The organism is Brachyspira sp. SAP_772 (assembly GCF_009755885.1).
In the GTDB taxonomy this organism is placed as follows: Bacteria; Spirochaetota; Brachyspiria; order Brachyspirales; family Brachyspiraceae; genus Brachyspira.
Genome location: NZ_VYIX01000001.1, coordinates 851,743 through 872,369, shown reverse-complemented (window position 1 = coordinate 872,369; position 20,627 = coordinate 851,743). Strand labels below are relative to the sequence as shown.

Genomic DNA, 20,627 nt, shown 5'->3' with positions numbered 1-20,627 from the left:
AAGGACTTTTATTGATGGAACTATTTGATGTTAAGATAGAAGTTAGAAAGGGTATAAAAAATAAAATCATCATTTTACTTGATACATTAGGTGAGTTTGCTTCTTTACTTATACAAATATTTAAATATACTTTTAGGCCTAGTTTTTCTTTCAAACTTTTAACCGATCAAATAGTAAGGATGGGTGTAGAGTCTTTTATTGTTGCTGCTGTAACTGTGCTTTGTACTGGAATGGTAATGTCACTTCAAATAGCGGTTGTTTTGGATAGTGTATTAAAAGGTATATCGCAATTTGTTGGTTCTATGGTTGGTAAGGCTATGGTTAAGGAATTATCTCCTATGCTTCTTGCTTTAATATTTGCAGGTAGGGTGGGAAGTTCTGTTACTGCTGAGATTGGTACTATGCAGGTAAGTGAACAATTGGACGCTCTAAAGACATTATACACTAACCCAATAGAATATGTTGCTGTGCCTAGATTTTGGGCTGCTGTTATATCGCTTCCTATGCTTACTGTTTCTGCTGACATTATAGGGGTACTTGGAGGGGCTGTTGTTACTGTGTTTGTGCTTAATAATGACCCTGCTATTTATTTTAATAGGGCTATTTCTGTTATTTCACTTGGGGACTTTATTGGAAGTTTAATAAAATCTACCATTTTTGGTGCTGAAGTTATTTTGATTTCTTGTTTCTATGGTTTTAGAACTAATGGCGGTGCTGAAGGTGTTGGTAAAGCTACTACTATTAGCGTGGTTTATAGTTTCATGCTAATACTTATAACAGACTATCTATTAGTTTCAATACTTGGTATGTTTGGCATGTAATAGAATAAAATAAAAAATTATATATTATTTACTGCTTCTATTATCATATTAAAACGCATACCTAATGAAGCTTTTATTAAAATTACTGTCTCTTCATTACAGTTTTTTATGATATCAATTATAGTATTTATACTCTCTTCTACTTTTTTAAAATGCATCTTAGAGCATGTAACTTCATTATCTATTTTCTCTGAATTATCTCCAACTGTAATAACTTCATCTATATTTTTTAATGAGTTTATAAATGTTCCTATATCTTTATGAAAGGAAGAGTTTTCAGTTTCTGTTTCAAGCATGTCCCCAATAATGGCTATTTTTCTTTTTTCTTCTCTTTTAGATAAATATATAAGCATATTTTTTAATGCTGTAGGGTTTGAATTGTAGCAATCATTTATGATAGAGCAGTTATTTATTTTTATTATTTGCATTCTGTTTTTTTGATTTTGATAATTAGTGAGCACTTTTGCACATTCTTCTAAATCTACGTTATAAAGCTCTGCTGCTTTTAAAGCCATTAATATATTTTGTAAATTAAAATCTCCAATTAAATTATGGCTAAATGTTACGCCCTTATAAACAAAACTATTATCATCTATCTTTTTTATTTCTTCTATATCTACTTCTATAATGTTTTTTATTTTTTTGTTTTTTGCTTCATTTAATAATATATCTACTTTGTTTGTGTTTTTATTTATAATAGCATTTTCTTTTGCATTGTTAAATAATTCACTTTTAGCAAAAGCTATATTTTCTAAAGAACCCAAAAAAGCAATATGCACAGGCTCAACATTATTAATTATAACAGTATCAGCCTCTATAGCCTCAGATATTCTTAAGAGTTCATTTTTATGATTCATTCCAGCTTCTATTACTGCTATTTCATAACTGTCATCTAAATTAAATATTGTTTTTGGCACTCCTATTTCATTATTAAAATTGCCTTCTGTTTTTAATGTTTTATATTTTGTGCTTAAGAATAATGCCGTTAATTCTTTTGTAGTAGTTTTTCCGCAGCTTCCTGTAATTGATACTACTTTTATATTAAATCTTCTTCTATATTCTCTAGCTAACTTTATAAAAAATAATACACTGTCATTAGTATAAACTACATTAGCATCTTCCGGCATATTGATATTTTCTGAAAGTATAAAAAATCTGCATCCTTTATTGTATGTATCTAAAGCAAAATCATTGCCGTTAAACTTATCGCCTTTTATAGCTAAGAACAATTTATTTTCATTAAAATCTTCTCTGCTGTCTGTGGATATTTCTAAGTTTTTATTTTCATTAGTAGAGTTGAATATATATTTTGAATTAGTTTCTTTTGCTATTTTCATTATATCTTTTAGAGAAGTTTGTCCCATGTTACTTAAGTCCTTGTGCTTATTAGAAAATATATATTTCTAATTTTTTTTATTGTTCTTTTTCCCGCCTTCGCTGTGCGGACTTCGTCAAAGAACCAAAAAGTGCAAATAAAAAAATTAAAGCAAACTAGTAAATATAAAAATTTATTTTTACAAAAACTAATTATTTCTATAATATAATAACTCTAAATAATAAAAATTACTACTCATATTTAATAATTGACTTTAATTATTATTAATGTATTATTTAGTTATAAAATATTAAAAGGGTTAAAATATGATTTTTGATTATAAAGGTATTACAAATAAAAATAAAGAATTAATATTTATAGCAGGTCCTTGCGTTATAGAAAGTGAAGAGATGACTATGAATATTGCTAAAAAATTAAAAGAGATAAAAGATAAACTCAATATACAATTAATATTTAAAGCTAGTTACGATAAAGCTAATAGAACTTCATTATCTTCATATAGAGGATTAGGAATGAAAGAGGGGCTTGAGATATTGCAAAACATAGGAAAAGAGCTTGGGCTTTTAACTATTACAGATATACATGTGCCAACAGAAGCTGAAGTTGCTGCTAAGTATGTTGATTTTCTTCAGATACCAGCATTTTTATGCAGACAGACGGATATGCTTAGAGCTGCTTGCGAAACTAAAAAGGCTGTTAATGTAAAAAAAGGGCAGTTTATAAGTGGTTATGATTGTAAGTATATATCAGATAAATGTGCTGATGCAATAGAAGAAAAAAGGCTTTTACTTTGCGAAAGAGGTACTATGTTTGGATATGGCAATTTAGTTGTTGATATGAAGAATATGGAAATAATGAAAAACTATGCTCCTGTGGTTTATGATGCTACACATTCTTTGCAAATGCCTTCTGCTGCTAATGGTGTTTCTGGTGGGGCTAGGGAGTTTATACCTGCTTTATTAAAATCGGCTGTTGCTTTGTCTATTGACGGCATATTTATGGAAGTGCATCCTAATCCTAAAGAAAGTCTTTCAGATTCCAATACTATATTTGAACTTGATAAAGTTGAAGATTTGTGGAGAGATGTATTAAAAATAAATGAACTTGTAAAAAATATGTGATTATTATTTTTTAGATAGTTTTAATATAAGTCTGTCTATAAAAAGTTCAATATATCCTAATATTATAAAAGCTATAGTGATAAAGAATGCATTTTTTAATACGGTTTTTATTCCGTATTTGTTTATATCTATAAAGAAGTACGGATAATAACTGCCATTAGATAATTCACCTCCAACTTTTGCTCTTATAAATATAAATAAAAAGTAAATAAGAGGTATTACAAGCCATAGTATAGGGTCAATATTTTTATATATTCCTTTTTTGTCGAATAAAATATAATCAACTATAGTCATAATAGGCACTATATAATGAAGTATTGTGCTTCTTATTATATCAAATATATTTTCGTATCCTCCGCTAAGCAGAAAATGATATATTAAAAATGTAACTGTGATAGACATTGTAATAGTGCCTTTTAATCTTGGCATAAATGTTTTTTGTTTTTTCATTAAATACACTATGTCTATAATAAAATAAACTATCACTAAAATATTGCTTTGATATGTAAAATAATATAATGTTTCTATATCTATTTTTTTGTCTGCTGTTATAAGCCCGCTAATTACAGCAAATAAGCCTAATATAATTATTATTAATTTATAAATTATTTTTTTCATTGATTATAAAAATCCATTATCTCTTTTGCGGTATTTTCTAAATCTGTTGGTTTTATTCTTTTTATGCTTTCTAATTTTTCATCTTTTCTAAACCAAGTTAATTGCCTTTTAGCAAAGTTGCGAGTGTTTTTCTTTATTAATTCTTTAAGCTCATCTAAACTCATAGCATTATTAACTATATAATCATAACATTCTTTATAGCCTATAGCTTGTATTGAAGTGTTTGTTTTATCTACATTGTAATTATTTATAATATATTTTACTTCATCAAGAAGACCTTTATCAAACATATTATCAACTCTTTTGTTTATATTATTATAAAGCTCTTCTCTTTCAATATCTATAATATAGCTAATATATTCAATATCCAATTTTCTTTTTCTCTGTTTTTTTAATTCAGAAAACTTTTTTCCAGTATTATAATAAACTTCTAAAGCACGAACTACTCTTCTCGAATTGAATCTGTCTATAGTTAAAGCGGCTTCTTTGTCTATATTAAGTAAATCCAAATACAAACTTTCTAATCCATCTTTTTCTATTTTCTCATAAAGTTCTTTTCTTATTTTTATAGCTTTTTCTTTATCTTCATTTTCTTCTTCAAAAATCCCGTATTTTATAGAATCAATATAAAAACCAGTACCCCCAACTCCAAACATGGGTGTGTTTTCTATATTATCTACAGTCTCTTTTAATATATCAAGATAGTTATTAACATTAAAATTAACTGAAGGCTCAATTAAGTTTACCATTTTGTAATTATATTTTTGTATTTCTTCTTTGGAAGGTTTAGCAGAGCCTATATCCATATATCTATAAACCTGTATAGAGTCTATAGATAATATGGCGGCATTATTGAAATAGTTATCTATAAGTTTATGTGTAAAATCACTTTTTCCAGAGGCAGTAGCTCCGGATATAAAAACTATTTTTTTCACAATTTAATAATTATTCAGATTTTTTAGATGCTCTTTTTTTTCTTTTTGGCTTTTCTTCTTCTTCTTCTTCTTCAAAATTATCAGTTATTTCTTCATCATCGTCATCAATGTCTTCCATAACTGCTTCTTCTACTTCTTCAACCTCATCATCAGTAATGTATTCAGCATCATTATATGTAGCTTCAGTATGTTTGAAAGGTGCTTCTTCATCTACTGTCATATCAGTATCTTTTTCGTATTCATATTTAATATTACCATCAAGTATATTTTTTATTACTGTAGGTATATATTTACCATTTCTATATTTAGTTTCAGCTTTTAATAATTTTTCGCCAGATTTAGCAAGTTCTATCATAGCCTTACTAAGTTCATAACGATTGCCTTTATATTCAATAAGTTTTTTAAGTGGTATTATGCCCATAATATAAATACTCCATTTATTATAATTTTGAATTTATAGCTTCTTCTAACTGTTTATAAGCTACATCAATTTCATCATTTTTTATAATAATATCAAATTTGTTTTTATATTCCAATTCTCTTTTAGCATTTTGTATTCTAATTTTCATGCTTTCTTCAGATTCAGTACCTCTTGCCTGTAATCTCGCTTTCAAATCATCTATTGAAGGAGGCTCTATAAATATATAATTGGCATGTATTCCTTTTTCTTTTAAGAATAAAGCTCCTTGTATGTCTATATCCAATATTAATATAACTTTTTCATCATTAGCTTTTTCTAATTCTTTAAAAGAGGTGCCGTAATAATTATCATGAACATTAGCCCATTCAATAAAGTCCCCATTATCTATCATTTTTTGAAAAGTATCTTTATCTATAAAGTAGTAATCTTTGCCGTCAACTTCGCCTTCTCTAATATTTCTAGTGGTATGAGAGACACTGAACATAGCATTTGAGTGTTTTGACATATATTTTTTAATTAAGGTTGTTTTACCAGCTGCCGATGGAGCCGTTATTACCACTATATTATTCATATAAAAAAGATACCCAATAGATAGTTTTATCAATTATACAACAAAGCAAAAAATATTTCAAGTTATTTTCTGAACTTTACATAAGATATTCATTATTTTCTCATTTTTTTTATTATTTCTATTGTTTCTAAGTCTAATTTTTCTCCTCTTTTTTCTAAGTCATTTATTATTATATTTATTTCTTCATCACCCATGTTTTGCCCAAATTTTGCTTTTGCTGTGATGTTTTCTATTTTTATAACTCCTACCATCATAGAATTTTTTGCATATTCAAACATTTTACTTTCTATTGAAAGGTTAGTATTATCTTTTTCATATTTTTTTACCAATTCATATAATATATTTTTTCTTTTTTGGGATTCGCTTGTGCTTATTAGATTAACTTCGCCTTCAATATAAACTGAAAAGAAAAATTGTGTTGGTATCATTGTGTTATTATTAAATGTTGATGGTATGTATGAATATACTTTTGAAGCTGTAAAAGATGCTTTCGGATTAGTTTTTAATATTTCGTATTTTCTTCCAGTTGGGGCTCCGTGAAAATATATTTCATTGTTTTTATAGCAAAAACTTATAGGAACGCAATATGGTATTTTATCTGGTAATGCCATAACTCCGTATTCTATAGTGTTCAGCATATTTTCTATTTTCTTTATATCATTAAAATCAAACTCTTTTCTTCTCATTTTTTGCTGCCTTATTATAATAAATAGTAATTATATCATACTATATATGTTTTGACAAATTATTTATTTTCTTATATTATATTAGTCAATATTTTATTTAATTTTATTTTAAAAGTTGGAGTGTTACTTATGATGAAGATAGCTATATGCCAATTTGAAATAATACCTTCTATGCCAATTGTAAATGCTAGTAAAATGATTAAATATATTGAAGAGGCAAGGGGGAATAATGCAGATATTATAGTTTTTCCAGAGCTTTCTGTTTCTGGATATATGGTTGGAGATATGTGGGAGAGTGAGTCATTTGTAAGAGAATGCGAGAAACTTGGAGAAGAGATTATAAAAGCTTCCAAAGATATATATGTCATTTTTGGAAATATTGCTTTAGATAAAAAGAAAAAAAACTTTGACGGAAGAGTGAGAAAATATAATGCATTGTTTGTAGCAAGAGACGGAAAACTAATAGACAACAATACAACAGAATATAATTTCTTTATAAAAACTCTTCTTCCAAATTATAAAGAGTTTGATGACAGCAGACATTTTTATAGCTTAAAAGATTTGGCTTTAGAAAATGATGTAAGCATAAAAAAATATTTAAAACCATTAGAGATAGAAATTAATAAACAAAAAATAAAACTTGGCTTAACTATATGCGAAGATATGTGGGCTAAAAATTATAATGTAAACCCTATGGAAATAATGAAAGATGATGTTGATATGTTTATTAATATATCTAGTTCTTTTTATATGTTAGAAGATGAAGAAAAAAAGAATAATATGTTTTCTGATATAGCAAAAAAATATAATAAGCCATTAATATATGCTAACAATGTTGGTATTCAAAACAATGGTACGAATGTTTTTACTTTTGACGGAAGCAGCAGAGTTTATGATGAAAAAGGTAAACTTCTTTTAAAAGGAGATAGATATAAAGAGGAAGTATATTATATAGAGCTTGATGATAATAAAAAAGCAAAAGAAGAGATAACAGTTAAAGAAGAAAATGAATACAAACTCATATACGACACAGTTATTTACGGTATAAGAAAGTTCATGAGATCTATTGGAATGAATAGGGTAGTTATAGGGGTATCTGGAGGAATTGATTCGGCATTATCATCTGCAATGTACGTTAGTGCTTTGGGTGCTGATAATGTTTTACTAGTGAATATGCCTAGTAAGTTTAATTCTAATACAACTAAAAACCTTGCAAAGAGTTTATCTGATAATTTAGGCTGTGCTTATATGGTAATGCCTATACAAGAGTCTGTTGATTATACTATAAAACAGCTTGAAAGCTCTCCTATAATAAAAAATGGAAAAGAGAGTTTCTTAAAGGTATCATCATTTGTTACAGAAAACATACAGGCAAGAGATCGCTCTTCAAGAATACTAGCTGCTATAGCTGCAAGCTTTGGAGGCGTATTTACTTGTAATGCAAACAAAACAGAAACTATAATTGGTTATTCTACTTTGTATGGCGATAATGCTGGTTTTTTTGCTTGTTTAGGGGATTTGTGGAAGTATCAAATATATGGACTTGCAAAATATGTTAATGATAAAGTTTTTAAAAGAGAAGTTATTCCAGAGGGTACAATAAATATAGTTCCAAGTGCTGAGCTTTCAACAGAGCAGGCTGTAGATGAAGGTAAGGGCGACCCTGTAAAATATGATTATCATGATTATTTATTTAAGACTATGTTTGAATCTTGGAAAAAAATCATACCTGAAGATATTTTAGAGTGGTATATTGATGGAGTTTTGGAAGAGAAGATTGGATGTAAAAAAGGATTATTAAAAAAATATTTTAAAACTGATATTGAGTTTATAGAGGATTTAGAGAAGTGGTGGAAGCAATATAATGGAATGGCTGTTTCAAAAAGAATACAGGCACCTCCTATACTTTCTATTAGTAAAAGGGCTTTTGGAAATGGAAGCAAAGAAGCTCAGAATGGTGTTTATTATACTGCAAGATATTTACAATTAAAGAATGAAATATTAAATAAATAAATACTTGCAATTATATTAACTTGAAAATAAAATATTTAATAATTTATTTTTAATTGATAATATAAAAATAGAGGTTTATAGATGATAAAAAATGTAGCTCATGTAAAGTTTAGAGATTCCAATTTTGGCAAGTTTGAACATGCACATATAGAAAACATAAACATAAAAGATGCTTGTATTGTGGAGACTGATGAGGGAATTGAGTTGGGATATATTGTTAATTTTGAAGATATAGATATAGAAGCATTTAACAATAGTAGTGTAGAAGATAATTGTCAAGAAAATACATCAGAAGATAATACAACTGACGAAGAGATATCTGAAGAAATAAAAGAGATGGTAGATGATGAAGCTCATATAGTAAAACCTAAAAAAAATAAAATATTTAATATAGTAAGAAAAGCAACAGAAGATGATTTGAAGCAGCATAGTAAGAACAAAGAAGATGCTGTAGAAGCTTTTAGAATTTGCAAAGAGAAAGTTAATAATCATAATTTAGATTTGAAGCTTATTAGTTCTTATTATTTTTTGGATAGGGCTAAGTTATTATTTGAGTTTATAGCAGAGGAGAGAATTGACTTTAGGGAACTAGTAAAAGATTTAGCTGCTCATTTTAAGACACGCATAGAACTTAGGCAAATTGGAGTTAGAGACGAGGCAAGGGCTATAGGAGGATGTGGAATATGTGGAAGAGAATTATGCTGCAGAGTAAAAAACGGCAAGTTTGAAACTATTACTATAAAAATGGCAAAAGAGCAGAGTATGCTTTTAAATACAATGAAAATATCGGGGCAATGCGGAAGGCTTATGTGCTGTTTGGCTCATGAATATAAAGCCTATTGTGCTCTTAAAAAGGATTTACCAAAGGTAGGAACTAAATTAATATTTAATAATACTCCTGCTTCTATAAAAGATTTAAATCCTTTAAATAAAACTTTATTAGTAGAAACAGAGGATAAGAGATTATTTTATATAAACGCTGCTGAATTAGAAAATCAAAATGGTGTTTTGGTTGCTAATATAAAAGCAGAGTAATGATTAATAATTTGGAGTTATAGCTATGAATAAAAAAATAATGTTAAGCGGAATACAGCCTACAGGTTCGCTTCATATAGGAAATTATCTTGGAGCTTTGAAGAATTGGGTTGATATACTTGATGAGTATTATGGCTTTTTTTGTATAGTTGATTATCATGCTATTACTATAGAATATGATATAAAAGAGATGCAAAAAAGAATAATTAATGCTGCTGTAGAATATTTAGCTTGCGGACTTGACCCAAAAAAATGTTCTATATTCGTGCAGTCTGATGTAAGAGCTCATACTGAACTTGCTTGGATATTTAATTCTATTATACCTGTAGCAGAATTAGAAAGAATGACGCAGTATAAAGATAAATCTAGAAAGAATGTTGAAAATATTAATGCAGCTTTGCTTACATATCCATCATTAATGGCAGCAGATATTTTGCTTTATCACCCAGATATAGTGCCTGTTGGTGAAGACCAAGAGCAGCACGTTGAACTTACAAGAATGATAGTAAGAAAGTTTAATAATAGATTTGGAGAATATTTTAAAGAACCAGACACTTATCATGGGAAGGTTTTAAGAATATTAGGTCTTGATGGCGTAAACAAAATGAGTAAATCATTAAACAACCATATAGCTTTATCTCTCACAGCTGAAGAAACAGAAAAAGCAATAATGCAAAAAGCTATGACAGACACTAACAGAAAATTAAAAACAGATAAGGGTAATCCTGATATATGTAATGTTTATTCTTATCATAAAATTTTCTCAAGTGAAGATGAGCAAAAAGAAATTTGCGAAGGCTGTAAAAATGCTTCTATTGGATGCGTACAATGTAAAAAAATGTTAGCAGCGAATGTGAATAAAGAATTAGCTCCTATAAGAGAGAATATAAATAAATATTCTAATGATTTAGATTATGTTTATGATGTTCTTAAAGAGGGGGCAAAGAATGCTTCAGAAGTAGCTGAAAAGACTCTTTATGAAGTGCGTGATTTGATGGGGCTTAATGACAGCAAAAGAAAATAATAATTAAATTAATAAACAAAAAAGAGGCTTATAATTTTTATAAGTCTCTTTTTTTATTTTAAAATTTGTAATCAAACTTTATAATCAAAAATTATTTATTATCTTTTTTGCCTAAATAATCTGAAATCTCATTAGAAACATTTTCCATAAAGCTTATTCTTGAGTTTAGAGCGTTTACAAAATAGTTATAAAAAACAACTGTAGGTATTGCTATAACAAGACCCGCTGCAGTTGTAAGTAATGCATTCGCTATACCGCTTGCAAGGGCTATAGGGTTACCGCTTCCAACAGATGCCATCACTCCGAAAGATTGTATCATACCTAGTATTGTACCTAAAAGTCCTAATAATGGTGCTACCGTTGATATTGTAGAGAGTGTTGAAATAAATCTTTCCAATTTTGGGAGTTCTTTATTTGATTGCATTATCATTGATTCTTTTATTATTTCTGTGTTTTTTAAACCTTCTAACACTATATTTGATAATGGAGAGTTGCTTGTTTCGCATAATGCTATTGCTGTTTTTATATCATTATCTTTTATAAGAGCATTAAGCTTCGGTGCTAATGCTTCATCTTGTGCTTTCACTTTATTAAAATATATAAATCTATCAACTATTGCGGTTAGAGCTGTTAGAGAACATAATAGTAAAGCCACCCAGCACAGTATCATAGCAACATTAAGTAAAGAAGTAGCCCCAAAAATTCCATTTATAACATTATTCATTTGATATTCTCCATCTCTAATAATTATAATTGTATATATATAAAAAATCAATAATTACTAATTTATTTCTGTTTCTATTACAACATTATATTCATTTTCGCTATAACTCTCTTCTGAAATATAAGCATTGTTAGTTAATTTTACAACTTCATTAACATCTATTCCTTCTTTTAATAACATATAATATAAAGATTCGTAAGCTCTTTTTAAGGCATTTTGTGTGAGTATTTGCCTTGTATATGGGCTTAATTTTGCATTTTCTGTTAATTGTATAGAAGCATTTGCTCTAAAAATGTTGCCTTCTATTTTTCCTTCTCTCACTATCTTACTTAAAGCTTGCAGAGAGTTTGTATATATAGAGGCATCTTCCACTTTTATATCTGTATAATAATTGTCATTTTTTTTATAATTTTTTATTTTTGTTATTTCTTTATTATTAAAGTCTATTATATTAGAATCTTTTAAAAATACTCCAACAACATTGTAATCGCTTCTATTGATGCTTAGAGCAGTTTTTTCGGCTATATAATAATACATATTTTCTATTGCTTTTGTTTTACTTGCTTCATAACTTAAATCACTATATCCAGTAGAATATAATATTCCTTTTTCTATATTATTTTTTTTGCATGAAACAATAGTTAATAATAATATTAAAAAATATATCTTGTTTTTTTCCATAATTTATATTACATTATTTTAATATATTAATCAATAAATAAAAAAATAGTGGGAATAGTTAATTGAAAAATAGAATATATTTAATTATTTTGTTGTTGTTAATTTCTTGCGGTAAAAAAGAAAATACTTTGCTTGAAGACATGGCATTACTTGATAAGTCTTATATAAGAACATTGCTTTATACTGCAAACATCAATAATCAAAATAGAAAAGAAAGTATAGAGAGATTTATAATAGATTGGAATGCATTTAAGAAGAAGTATTATAATGCTAATAGCGAAGACCCACAATGGAAAGCTGATTTTGATAGTTTGCAAGATATTTTAATACGATCGCATTATTATATAGCAAGCGGGGAGGATGAAAGTGCGGGATATTCAATACTACATGATATTAAATATGTATTATCAGATATGAGAAAGAGAAATAATATTAATTGGTTTGTGGATAATATTAATGCCATATATAAAACAGCTAATAGAATGAATGAACTTTCAAAGATATATGGGCTTAATACTACAGTGCTTACAGAAACAGAAGAAAATAGGCTTATAGTAGTTTATCAGCTTTTGGATTCTGCTGTAAAAAATTCATTAAAAGAATTTGACAGAAGCAATATTCAATTATTAGGTTTAACTGCACAGCAAATAGAAGCTTTAAGACATAATATGAATACTATTTCGGATTTGGTGCTTGCTATAGGAAATAATATATCAAATAAAAAATATACTGATATTCCAAACATATCAGCTAATATTATTAATATATATTTTAATTCTCTTCAAATAATAGTTACTTAATTTTGTTTGTTATTGAGTGTAAATATTTATGAAAGGATTTCTAATAGTAAATAAACCCAAAGGCATTACCTCTTTTGATGTTATAAGAAAATTAAAACCTATATTAAAAGAAAAAAGAATAGGTCATGTTGGCACACTTGATCCATTTGCTTCTGGGGTATTAATAATTGCTTTGGGAAGATATACTAAGTTATTTTTTTTGTTTGATGATTTATATAAAGAGTATATTGCAAGAGGAGTTTTTGGAGAGAGCAGAGATACTGATGATGTAGAAGGAAAAGTTTTAGAGAAATCAAAAAATGAAAATATACTAAGTTTTAATGAATTAGAAACGTTAATAAAAAATAATTTTTTAGGAAATATCTTGCAAAAGCCCCCAATATATAGTGCTAAAAAAATTGATGGAAAAAGGGCTTATGATTTAGCTAGAGAAAATAAAGACTTTCAATTAAATAGCGTGAATGTTTTTATAAATAATATAGAATTATTAGAATATGATTATCCTTATTTTACAATTAAAACTTCTGTGAGTAAGGGTACTTATATTAGGGCAATAGTGAGAGATATTGGTAAGATTACTAATAATTTGGCATATACAAAAGATTTAATAAGAAGTTCTATTGGAGATTATAATATTGATAAGTCTATTAATTTAGAAAATATAAATTCTGATAGCATCATTTCTTTTTTTGATATGTTTAAAAACTTTGATAAGTTACTCATAGAAGATGAAAAAGACATAAAGCAAATACTCTCTGGAAACACAAAACTAATAGAAAATATAAACATAAAAAACAAATATTTAGCTTTAGTGGATAGAGATAATAATTTATTAGCTATTATAAACAATATTAATAATTCTAATAGATACTCTTTTATAGATGTGTAATTATTTAATTTATAAGAGGAATTAAAAAAAATGAAAAATATAATTATTATACTTGCTTCGAGGGTTGGCTCTACAAGGCTTCCAAGAAAGGCATTAAAACCTATGGCTAATTGCGACAGTATGCTTGAGCTTATTATAAAAAGGCTAAGAAGTTCTAAGATGGCTAATGATGTTATAGTTGCTACTGAGGAGAAATCTTATAATGAGTTTAGCAAAATTTTTGAAAATCTTGAGTGCAATTATTTTGTAGGAAGCGAAGAGAATGTTTTAGATAGATATGTGAAAGCGGCAGAGAAGTTTGACGGAGATATTATAGTGCGTGCTACTGGGGATAATCCTTTGGTGAGTGTAAAGGCATTAGACTCTATAATAGATTATCATATAAAAACAAAAGCAGATTTAAGTCATTATGATTTACTTCCATATGGCAGCGGTGTTGAAGTTATTAATTATGAGGCTTTAAAATATGCTAATGATAATTCTAATGATTCTTTTGAACATGAACATATTACTCAGTATCATTATAGAAATCCTAACAAATTTAAAATAGAAAATCCAAAAGTTGAAGAGAGTTTTAGAATGCCTGAGTTAAGAACTACGGTAGATACAGTAGAAGATTATAATAATGTATGTGCTATTTTTACAAAATATAATAATGATATATATGTTGATATTGATGATATTATAAGAGACATAAAAAATGGAAAATGAGTTTTATTATGTTTATATACTTCTCTGTGAAGATGGGAGTTATTATACAGGGACAACAAACAATTTAAAAGAGAGATTTATAAAGCATAGTGAAGGCAAGGGGGCAAAATACACTAAAAGCCATAAACCCATAAAAATATTATCAGCTTGGAAGGTTGAAAATATAAGCATTGCTTTAAAGATAGAGCATTATATAAAAAAGCAAGACAAAAAAATAAAAACTATGTTTATACAAAATAAAAGGCTATTAAAAAAATATTTTCTAAAAGAATATAGCGAATTAAAAAAAATTAGCGTAATCAGTGTTTCAAATATAGATAGTTAATTTTATTAAAAATATGTCAATTTATTATTTACTTTAAAAATATTTATGATATAACATTAATAACAAAATATTTGTGGGGGTATTATGGGAAAGTCCATTCTAAGACTAAAAATATTTTATATTATTATATCATTTATTTTTATGAGCAGTTTATCTTTATTTGGTGCTGTTAGTATAGACAGAACTACTCCTATTGGAGAGAATACAAGCAGAGCTAACTATGAAGCAATAACAGTAACTTTCAATCAGCAAATGGTTGCATTGCAAGCTATAAAAGAAGTAACCAATCAATATTTTAATTTTAATATAGATGTTAAAGGTACATACAAATGGCTTTCTGTTAATACTTTAGCTTTTTATCCTAGTGAGAGCTTGCCAGACAATACAAAAATAGAAGTTACTCTTAAAAAGGGAATTAAAAGCGAACTTACAGGAGAAACATTAGAAAATGATTATACTTGGACTTTCAATACTTTAAGACCAATAATGCAAAAAACTTCTCCCTATGATAGACAATCAGACCTTCCTACAGATGTTAATATAGTTGTTTATTACAATATGCCAATATATTTACAAAGTGCAAAAGAGAAAATAGAATTAATCGCAAGCAACAATTATAGAGAGATAGATTTTGATGTTAGGTATGCAAAAATAGAAGATTTAAGAGAATGGGAAATCAATGAATATGAGCTAGAGCAGGTATTAGTTATAGAACCTAAAAATGCTTTAGCTAAAGACGATGAAATAACAGTATATATAGAAGAGGGACTTGCTGCCATTAATGGAGATTTAGGCACAGCAGATAATGACTCTTTTAAATTCTCTACACATGATGATTTTTATTTTAGCGGTGAAGAAGAGCAAACTGTAACAGCTTCATACTCTCCAAAGGCTCCAGAATTAAGATTTAGTACAAGAGTAGAATGGGCTGACTTAATAAACAATATTGAAATAACCCCACAGGTTCAGCTTCCTACACAAGAAGAAATAGAGCAAAACTCTTGGTCTTCCAAAAACTTCTCACTCTATGCACTTAGATTTAATCCTAATATTACATACAATATAAAGATTAATGGAAGCCTAAAAGATATTTACGGACAAACTTTAGGCGAAGAGCAAAGTATTACTTTAAATGTTACAGATTATAACCCTAGTGTTTCAATACCTTCTGGAATGGGAGTTGTAGAATCTTATGAAGGCGTAAAACTTCCAGTGCAGGTAATGAACCCTAATACTATTTATATACAAAGCAGATATGTTGATAAAGAAAATATTATACCTTTCTTGTTTGTAAATAGAGAAGTATATAGATATGATGAAAGTGCTGAGTTTAGAAATTATACTAATCAATATAAAAACTTATTTGGCTACAATAATAATACAGAATATACTCCAAATGTTGAAAGAAATAGATACATTACAACAGCACTCTATTTAACAAATTATATGAACAATAAAGAGTATGGACTTTTATCAATAGAGTTCAAAACTAAAACAGGTTACCAAAGCGAGTACGATTATTCAACATCTTCACAAATACAAATAACATCTATGGGAGTAACAGGAAAGTTCTCAGGTGATTCAAATACAATATTTGTAACAGACTTAAAAACAGGAATGCCTGTTGCAGGTGCGGAAGTTGAGATAAGAGATGATTTTAATAGGGTGTTAGAAAAAGCAACAACCGATGAAAACGGAATAGCTACTACTAAAGGTTTTAGAAGTTTTGGAATAAAAAGAGCAAGCAGATGGGATACACCAAGACAATGGGCAATAGTTACAAAGGGTGATGATGTATCTTTTATTAACAGCGATTGGGGAACAGGCGTTTCACCTTGGAGAATGGATATAAGTTATGATTATTCTCCTGCTGACAAAGAGTATAATGGTTCTATGTTTACAGAGAGGGGGCTTTATAAGGCAGGCGAAGAGGTGCATATAAAAGGTGTTGTAAGAGAAAATATTATTGGAAATTGGAATATACCTACTAATTTGAAAGATGGTTCATTTACTGTTAATAATTCAAGAGGCGAAGAGATTTATAAGGGGGATGTGAGCTTAAATGAATTTGGTTCTTATTTAATAGATTTTACTCTTCCTGCTGATGCTCCTACTGGTTATTATAGCGTGAGGGTGGTATTTAATTCTAATAATGAAGAAGAAGAACTTTATAGTTTATCACAGAGCTTTAGGGTAGAGGAGTTTAAGCCTTTAGAATATGAAAGCAGACTTTGGGTTGAAGATAAAAATTATTATTTAGGCGACACTATGCCTATAAAAATGTCTGGCTGGTATTTGTTCGGCGAGCCTATGATATCTAATAGAGTTGATTATAATATATCTATGAATGAAACATTCTTCACTCCTCCTAACAATGCAGGATTTAGATTCACAAAATTAAGCTGGTTTGAAGATGAGTATTATAATAATTATTATTCTACAATAGCTACAGGCACTGGTTCATTAGATGAAAATGGAGAATATGCTTATAGTCCAACAGTTGATGCAAGCCGCTCAATACATTCTGCTTATGTTACAATAGAGGCAACTGTGTTGGGTGAAGATTCTCAAAAGGTAAGTACAACTAAAAGCGTATTGGTTCATGGAAGCGATTATTATATTGGTATAAAAAGACAAGGTTATTTCTTAGAAACTGATAAGCCTACAGAGTTAGAGTTTATTGCAGTCGATACTGAAGGAAACAGACTTGAAGGCAAAAAAATAGAAGTTCAAGTTATAAGAAGACATTGGGAATCTGTAAGAAAGGCTATAACAGGCGGAAGATTTGAATGGGAGTCTACACAGATTGATGATGTTATTGAAACTACTACAATTACAACAGCAAAAGACCCTGTTAAATATAGCTTCACTCCTACAAACTCTGGACTTTATATAATATTAGCAAGAGCAAAAGACTCTAAAAATAGAGAAGTTGCTGCTGATGAATATATGTATGTTATAGGTAAAGATTATGCTCCTTGGGCTATGTTTGATGATGATTTGCTTGAGCTTATCACAGAAAAAGAAGAGTATAAACCTTATGAAACAGCAAGAATAATGGTTAAATCTCCTTATGAATCTGCTACTGCTTTGGTAACAGTTGAGAGAGAATATGTAATAGATTCTTTTGTTACAAATATTGAAGGCTCTACTGCTTTAATAGAAGTGCCTATAAAACCTGAATATTTACCTAACATATATGTAGGTGTTTCGCTTGTTAAGGGTAGGGTTGAAAATGAAGCTTATACTAATTATGCTACTGACGAAGGAAAGCCATCATTTAAGATTGGTTATGCTGGGCTTTCAGTATCTCCTCGTGAAAAAGAGCTTAATGTAACAATAACAAAATCTGCTGATAGTTTAGAGCCTCGTGATGAGATGACAGTAGACTTATATGTTGAAACTAAAGAAAGTGAGCCTATGGAAACAGAAGTTATGTTAAGTGTTGTTGATGTTGGAGTGTTAAATTTAATAGGCTATAAAACTCCTAACTGGTTTAATACTTTCTACGGACAGAGACCTTTGAGTGTGGCAAGTGCCGATACAAGAATACACTTAATAGGTCAGCGTAACTATGGTGAGAAAGGGGACACACCGGGCGGAGATGGTATGAGAGCAGACAATATGCTTATGGCTAAAGCTGAGGCTATGGGTATGGACGTATTCAGTATAAGAAAAAACTTCTTGACAACTGCTTTCTATCAAGGAAGAGTAAAAACTGATGCTAATGGTAAGGCTACTGTTACATTTAATTTGCCTGACAATATTACATCATTTAGAATAATGGCTTCTGCTATAAATAAAGACGGTTATTTCGGTGCTTCTGATGATGTTGTGGTGGTTAAGAAAAATATTATGCTTATGCCTACTTTGCCAGAGTTTGCTTATGTTGAAGATAAGTTCAAAGCAGGAAGCATAGTTTATAATTATTCTGATAAAGATTTAGAAATAGAGGTTCAGGCAGTTGCTTCTAATGCTTTAATACAAAATGCTAGTCAAAAAATAACTGTGCCTAAAGGCGGCAATGCTGATGTAAGATTTGATATTATAGCTACAAATAGCGGAGAAGCTAAAGTTACAATACTTGCTAAAGGCGGAGATTATACTGATGCTGTAGAGAAAACATTTAAAGTTAATATTCCTATGACTACAGAATCTGTTGCTTTATTTTCAAGCACTACAAATAACAATACTGATTTAATGATTAGAGTGCCAAATACTACAGAGGCTTATAAAGGTGCTGGAAGTTTAGAAGTTTATATGTCTCCTAGTGCATTCAGTGAACTTACAGGAGGAATAAATTATCTTATAAATTATCCTTATCTTTGTTTGGAGCAGCAGTTATCAAGAGTGTACCCTATAATAACAAGTAAGAGATTGTTAGTAGACATGAATCTTACAGATATATCTGAAGAAGAATTAGACAACACTGTAAAAAGTTTCTTAAAAGCTATGCCTACTTATCAAAGCCCTAATGGAGGATTTTCTTATTATCCTAGCAAAACTTGGATATCTCCTTGGCTTACTGCTTATGCTGCTGAGACTATGATTAAAGCTAAAAAAGAGGGCTACGCTATTGATGAAAACTCTCTAAAATTAGCATTAGAATATATTAACAATTATGCTAAGAGTGGGGAAGCTGAAAAACCTAGCTTCTGGTTTGATGAGTATATTAATCTTTCATCTATAGCTTATATTGCGGCAGTTCTTGCAGAGGGCGAATATAATGCTAATGATGTAAAAGTTATAATAGACAGAATATACCCTCAAGTTAATAATATACCTTTCTATGGACAAGTTCAATTAATGAGAGCTATGTATTATAACAAATATGATAACAAAGCATTTACTGATGTTAGACAATATATACTTAACACCATTAAAGAAGACCCTAATACTGCTCATTATGAACTAGAAGAGAGATATAAAAATCTTTATTGGATACATTCTTCATCTGTAAGAGATACTTCAGTTGCTTTATATGCTTTAATTGAAACAGGCTATGACAATGCTATCAATGAAAAAGTGGTTCGCTGGCTTGTTCAATCAAGAAAAAACGGAAGATATTTAAATACTCAAGATAATGTATCAGTATTTGCTGCTATGAATATGTATTACAAAAAATACGAGAATGTTAAACCTAATTTCAAAGCAGAGTTTATATATCAAGGTAAAACTTTACTTGCTGAAAACTTTAATTCAAGAACTCAGCCTAGCTTAACACAAAATTATGCTTTAAGTGAGTTCATGAATGAGAGATTAAGCAATTTAAATACAAGAGCTTCTATAGCAAATATTAAAAGAATTGGAGAGGGAAGACTTTATTATGGTGTAAGACTTACTTATGCACCTCGTGCTTTGGCTGTTAATAGAGACATGGGAATAAATGTTGTAAGAGAGTATCAAACTAAAGACGGCAGAGTATTAGACCTCACTAAAGAGAAATTTAAACAAGGCGAAGAGTATGTTGTTGTTGTAAAAGTTACAGTTCCTTATGAAAGACATTTTGTTGTAGTTGACACTCCTATTGCTTCTGGTATGAGAATATTAAACTCTTCATTTGCTACAGAAAGCAGCGAAATTAAAAATATCACAGGTAATTATAATAATACTTGGTGGTGGGGCGGATTTAATCATACTGAAAACTATAATGACAAGATATTATTATTTGCTGATGTTCTTGATAAGGGTGAGCATATATACAAATATGTAGTTCGTGCTGTTACACCTGGTGAATATTTACTTCCTGCTACTAAGGCTGAAGAGATGTATAATCCTGAGGTGTTTGGTTATGACGGACAGCATAAAGTTATAATTGAAGCTAAATAATAAATAGTTTCAGTATATTAAAAAATATTAAGGGGGTATCTTTTATAAGATATCGCCCTTAATTATATTTTTTCTTCATTTATTTTT

The 20,627-nt window shown here is 28.8% G+C and carries 18 protein-coding genes; 10 read left to right on the top strand and 8 right to left on the bottom strand.

The genetic code is table 11. The annotated features are described in order from the left end of the window. The first annotated feature begins 14 nt into the window (after positions 1–14). Complete coding sequence (locus GQX97_RS03780; protein WP_157150611.1) at positions 15–821, top strand: ABC transporter permease; 807 nt, start codon at positions 15–17, stop codon at positions 819–821. 17 nt (positions 822–838) lie between these two features. Here GQX97_RS03780 and murF read toward each other — a convergent pair whose 3' ends face one another. Then, positions 839–2,185 carry a UDP-N-acetylmuramoyl-tripeptide--D-alanyl-D-alanine ligase gene (gene murF / locus GQX97_RS03775; protein WP_157150610.1) on the bottom strand — a complete coding sequence of 449 codons (1,347 nt, stop codon included), beginning with the start codon at positions 2,183–2,185 and terminating at the stop codon, positions 839–841. Between the two features lie 277 nt (positions 2,186–2,462). Between murF and kdsA the strand changes: the two genes are divergently transcribed. Next, a complete protein-coding gene (gene kdsA, locus GQX97_RS03770) occupies positions 2,463–3,278 on the top strand; it encodes a 3-deoxy-8-phosphooctulonate synthase (protein WP_157150609.1) in 816 nt (271 codons plus the stop codon). A 3-nt stretch (positions 3,279–3,281) separates the two neighbouring features. Here kdsA and GQX97_RS03765 read toward each other — a convergent pair whose 3' ends face one another. The 5 genes from GQX97_RS03765 to GQX97_RS03745 all read right to left on the bottom strand — a co-directional run bounded on the left by GQX97_RS03765 (position 3,282) and on the right by GQX97_RS03745 (position 6,509). Continuing rightward, positions 3,282–3,896: a Pr6Pr family membrane protein gene (locus GQX97_RS03765; protein ID WP_157150608.1), complete on the bottom strand. Its 615-nt coding sequence runs from the start codon at positions 3,894–3,896 to the stop codon at positions 3,282–3,284. Beyond that, the gene (gene miaA / locus GQX97_RS03760) at positions 3,893–4,831 is read right to left on the bottom strand and encodes a tRNA (adenosine(37)-N6)-dimethylallyltransferase MiaA (RefSeq protein WP_157150607.1); all 939 of its coding nucleotides are present in this window, start codon (positions 4,829–4,831) and stop codon (positions 3,893–3,895) included. Before miaA ends, GQX97_RS03765 begins: the two co-directional genes overlap by 4 nt. 10 nt (positions 4,832–4,841) lie before the next feature. Further along, positions 4,842–5,252 carry a hypothetical protein gene (locus tag GQX97_RS03755; protein ID WP_157150606.1) on the bottom strand — a complete coding sequence of 137 codons (411 nt, stop codon included), beginning with the start codon at positions 5,250–5,252 and terminating at the stop codon, positions 4,842–4,844. 19 nt (positions 5,253–5,271) lie between these two features. Continuing rightward, positions 5,272–5,823: a guanylate kinase gene (gene gmk, locus GQX97_RS03750; protein WP_157150605.1), complete on the bottom strand. Its 552-nt coding sequence runs from the start codon at positions 5,821–5,823 to the stop codon at positions 5,272–5,274. Positions 5,824–5,915: 92 nt separating this feature from the next. Next, complete coding sequence (locus tag GQX97_RS03745) at positions 5,916–6,509, bottom strand: pyridoxamine 5'-phosphate oxidase family protein (RefSeq protein ID WP_157150604.1); 594 nt, start codon at positions 6,507–6,509, stop codon at positions 5,916–5,918. A 132-nt stretch (positions 6,510–6,641) separates the two neighbouring features. Between GQX97_RS03745 and nadE the strand changes: the two genes are divergently transcribed. From nadE to trpS, 3 genes are all read left to right on the top strand, one after another. Then, complete coding sequence (nadE, locus tag GQX97_RS03740) at positions 6,642–8,522, top strand: NAD(+) synthase (protein ID WP_157150897.1); 1,881 nt, start codon at positions 6,642–6,644, stop codon at positions 8,520–8,522. Between the two features lie 81 nt (positions 8,523–8,603). Then, complete coding sequence (locus tag GQX97_RS03735; protein ID WP_157150603.1) at positions 8,604–9,557, top strand: regulatory iron-sulfur-containing complex subunit RicT; 954 nt, start codon at positions 8,604–8,606, stop codon at positions 9,555–9,557. A 25-nt stretch (positions 9,558–9,582) separates the two neighbouring features. Continuing rightward, entirely contained in the window at positions 9,583–10,581 is a 999-nt protein-coding gene (trpS, locus tag GQX97_RS03730; RefSeq protein ID WP_157150602.1) for a tryptophan--tRNA ligase, read from the top strand. A gap of 91 nt (positions 10,582–10,672) precedes the next feature. On the opposite strand, the gene GQX97_RS03725 is transcribed toward trpS, so the two are convergent. Further along, positions 10,673–11,305 (bottom strand): MotA/TolQ/ExbB proton channel family protein, encoded by a 633-nt coding sequence (locus GQX97_RS03725; RefSeq protein WP_157150601.1) that lies wholly within the window; start codon positions 11,303–11,305, stop codon positions 10,673–10,675. A 57-nt stretch (positions 11,306–11,362) separates the two neighbouring features. Beyond that, positions 11,363–11,986: a hypothetical protein gene (locus GQX97_RS03720; protein WP_157150600.1), complete on the bottom strand. Its 624-nt coding sequence runs from the start codon at positions 11,984–11,986 to the stop codon at positions 11,363–11,365. A gap of 62 nt (positions 11,987–12,048) precedes the next feature. On the opposite strand from GQX97_RS03720, the gene GQX97_RS03715 reads away from it, so the two are divergent. The 5 genes from GQX97_RS03715 (at position 12,049) to GQX97_RS03695 (ending at position 20,540) form a co-directional block, all read left to right on the top strand. Beyond that, positions 12,049–12,786: a hypothetical protein gene (locus GQX97_RS03715; RefSeq protein WP_157150599.1), complete on the top strand. Its 738-nt coding sequence runs from the start codon at positions 12,049–12,051 to the stop codon at positions 12,784–12,786. A gap of 28 nt (positions 12,787–12,814) precedes the next feature. Beyond that, positions 12,815–13,675 (top strand): tRNA pseudouridine(55) synthase TruB, encoded by an 861-nt coding sequence (gene truB, locus GQX97_RS03710; RefSeq protein WP_157150598.1) that lies wholly within the window; start codon positions 12,815–12,817, stop codon positions 13,673–13,675. A gap of 30 nt (positions 13,676–13,705) precedes the next feature. Then, on the top strand, positions 13,706–14,386 hold the full coding sequence (locus GQX97_RS03705; RefSeq protein ID WP_157150597.1) for a cytidylyltransferase domain-containing protein: 681 nt from the start codon (positions 13,706–13,708) through the stop codon (positions 14,384–14,386). Further along, positions 14,376–14,711, top strand: a complete 336-nt coding sequence (locus GQX97_RS03700; RefSeq protein WP_157150596.1) for a GIY-YIG nuclease family protein — start codon at positions 14,376–14,378, stop codon at positions 14,709–14,711. The genes GQX97_RS03705 and GQX97_RS03700 overlap by 11 nt, the downstream gene beginning before the upstream one ends. 84 nt (positions 14,712–14,795) lie before the next feature. After that, positions 14,796–20,540, top strand: a complete 5,745-nt coding sequence (locus tag GQX97_RS03695; protein ID WP_157150595.1) for an Ig-like domain-containing alpha-2-macroglobulin family protein — start codon at positions 14,796–14,798, stop codon at positions 20,538–20,540. Positions 20,541–20,627: the final 87 nt, after the last annotated feature.